Origin of the sequence: Janibacter sp. UYMM211, from assembly GCF_040547045.1 — a bacterium.
Classification (GTDB): domain Bacteria; phylum Actinomycetota; class Actinomycetes; order Actinomycetales; family Dermatophilaceae; genus Marihabitans; species Marihabitans melonis.
On sequence record NZ_JBEPOY010000009.1, the window covers coordinates 1 to 3,355 of the forward strand.

1 rRNA gene is annotated in these 3,355 nt (G+C 55.7%); it reads left to right on the forward strand.

Annotation, left to right across the window (positions count from 1 at the left end):
- The first annotated feature begins 242 nt into the window (after window positions 1–242).
- Window positions 243–3,352, forward strand: a 23S ribosomal RNA gene (locus ABIB53_RS16230).
- Window positions 3,353–3,355 lie beyond the last annotated feature (3 nt).

Consider the following 3,355-nt stretch of genomic DNA (forward strand, 5'->3'; position numbering starts at 1 on the left):
GGGTGCTGGGGTGCTTGACACGTTGTTGGGTCCTGAGGGTTCGGGCTCACCGCCATGTGATTTCGGTTGCTGGTGGTGACGCGAGCGCCTCGAGGCCATCGACCCCCACGGTTGTGGGGGTTGTGGTGCGGGCCGGCCATGTGGGACGAACCGCCACGCTGTTACTAGCGTGGTAGGCGCCCGGGTGTGGTTGGTGCCGACCGTATGTTGAGAACTGAACAGTGGACGCGAGCATCTTTGTGGCTCAAGTTTTTAAGGGCGCACGGTGGATGCCTTGGCACCAGGAACCGAAGAAGGACGTAGGAATCTGCGATAAGCCTCGGGGAGTCGATAACCAGACTGTGATCCGAGGATTTCCGAATGGGGAAACCCGGCTGGAGGCAAGTCCAGTCACTCCCAGCTGAACACATAGGCTGGGTAGAGGGAACGTGGGGAAGTGAAACATCTCAGTACCCACAGGAAGAGAAAGCAACCGCGATTCCGTGAGTAGTGGCGAGCGAAAGCGGATCAGGCCAAACCGTATCTGTGTGATAGCTGTCAGGCGTTGCAGGTACGGGGTTGTGGGATCTCTTGGTCAGGACTGACATCCTGGCATGGAGTCAAAAACGCGTGTCATAGTCGAAGGGTCTTGAACGGCCCGGCACAGAGGGTGCTACCCCCGTAGACGAAATGATGCGCACTTCAGAGAGATATCCCAAGTAGCACGGGGCCCGAGAAATCCCGTGTGAATCTGGCGGGACCACCCGCTAAGCCTAAATATTCCCTGGTGACCGATAGCGGACAAGTACCGTGAGGGAAAGGTGAAAAGTACCCCGGGAGGGGAGTGAAATAGATCCTGAAACCGTGTGCCTACAATCCGTTGGAGCCTCCTTGTGGGGTGACAGCGTGCCTTTTGAAGAATGAGCCTGCGAGTTAGTGCTCAGTGGCAAGGTTAACCCGTGTGGGGAAGCCGTAGCGAAAGCGAGTCCGAATAGGGCGATTGAGTCGCTGGGTCTAGACCCGAAGCGGAGTGATCTACCCATGGCCAGGTTGAAGCGACGGTAAGACGTCGTGGAGGACCGAACCCACTTAGGTTGAAAACTGAGGGGATGAGCTGTGGGTAGGGGTGAAAGGCCAATCAAACTCCGTGATAGCTGGTTCTCCCCGAAATGCATTTAGGTGCAGCGTCACGTGTTTCTTACCGGAGGTAGAGCTACTGGATAGCTAATGGGCCTCACCAGGTTACTGACGTTAGCCAAACTCCGAATGCCGGTAAGTGAGAGCGTGGCAGTGAGACTGCGGGGGATAAGCTCCGTAGTCGAGAGGGAAACAGCCCAGATCACCAGCTAAGGTCCCTAAGCGTGTGCTAAGTGGGAAAGGATGTGGAGTTGCATTGACAACCAGGAGGTTGGCTTAGAAGCAGCCACCCTTTAAAGAGTGCGTAATAGCTCACTGGTCAAGTGATTCCGCGCCGACAATGTAGCGGGGCTCAAGCACACCACCGAAGCTGTGGCATTGACACACTGCCTGGCCACTTGTGGTCCAAGCGTGTTGATGGGTAGGGGAGCGTCGTGTGGCGAGTGAAGCGGCGGTGTGAACCAGCCGTGGATGCCACACGAGTGAGAATGCAGGCATGAGTAGCGAAAGACGGGTGAGAAACCCGTCCGCCGAATATCCAAGGGTTCCAGGGTCAAGCTAATCTGCCCTGGGTAAGTCGGGACCTAAGGCGAGGCCGACAGGCGTAGTCGATGGACATCCGGTTGATATTCCGGAACCGGCGAAGAACCGCCCCTGATGAATCTAGTGATGCTAAGAGCCTGAAGCTCACCACCGGCGACTTCGGTTGCCATCGGTGAGTGGAACGCTCGACCCGATCTAGTAGTAGTCAAGCGATGGGGAGACGCAGGAAGGTAGCCTCCGCGTGGCGATGGTTGTCCACGTCCAAGGGTGTAGGGAGTCAGGTAGGCAAATCCGTCTGACACATATCCTGAGACCTGATAGTGACCGCATCAGCGGGAAGCAGGGTGATCCTATGCTGCCAAGAAAATCCTCTAGCGAGGTTCTAGCCGCCCGTACCCCAAACCGACTCAGGTGGATAAGTAGAGAATACTAAGGCGATCGAGTGAATCGTGGTTAAGGAATTCGGCAAAATGCCCCCGTAACTTCGGGAGAAGGGGGGCCCGGATTCTGAAGTCCTTTCGGACTAGGATGATGGGCCGCAGAGACCAGGGAGAAGCGACTGTTTACTAAAAACACAGGTCCGTGCGAAGTCGCAAGACGATGTATACGGACTGACGCCTGCCCGGTGCTGGAAGGTTAAGAGGACCGGTTAGTCACCTCGTGTGGCGAAGCTGAGAATTTAAGCCCCAGTAAACGGCGGTGGTAACTATAACCATCCTAAGGTAGCGAAATTCCTTGTCGGGTAAGTTCCGACCTGCACGAATGGCGTAACGACTTCTCCACTGTCTCAACCGCGAACTCGGCGAAATTGCACTACGAGTAAAGATGCTCGTTACGCGCAGAAGGACGGAAAGACCCCGGGACCTTCACTATAGCTTGGTATTGGTGATCGGGACGGCTTGTGTAGGATAGGTGGGAGACTGTGAAGCATGCACGCCAGTGTGTGTGGAGTCATCGTTGAAATACCACTCTGGTCGTTCTGGTTGTCTAACCTCGGTCCGTGATCCGGATCAGGGACATTGCCTGGTGGGTAGTTTAACTGGGGCGGTTGCCTCCTAAAATGTAACGGAGGCGCTCAAAGGTTCCCTCAGCCTGGTTGGCAATCAGGTTTCGAGTGTAAGTACACAAGGGAGCTTGACTGCGAGACAGACATGTCGAGCAGGGACGAAAGTCGGAACTAGTGACCCGACGGTGGCTTGTGGAAGCGCCGTCGCTCAACGGATAAAAGGTACCCCGGGGATAACAGGCTGATCTTCCCCAAGAGTCCATATCGACGGGATGGTTTGGCACCTCGATGTCGGCTCGTCGCATCCTGGGGGTGGAGTTGCTCCCAAGGGTTGGGCTGTTCGCCCATTAAAGCGGCACGCGAGCTGGGTTTAGAACGTCGTGAGACAGTTCGGTCCCTATCCTCTGTGCGCGTAGGAAACTTGAGAGAGGCTGACCCTAGTACGAGAGGACCGGGTTGGACGAACCACTGGTGTGTCAGTTGTCCTGCCAAGGGCACCGCTGATTGGCTACGTTCGGAAGTGATAACCGCTGAAAGCATCTAAGCGGGAAGCACGTCTCAAGATGAGGTTTCCATGGAGCGCAAGCTCTGAGAGGCTCCCAGTAGACTACTGGGTTGATAGGCCAGATGTGGAAGTGCAGCAATGCATGGAGCTGACTGGTACTAATAAGCCGATAACTTGATACACAC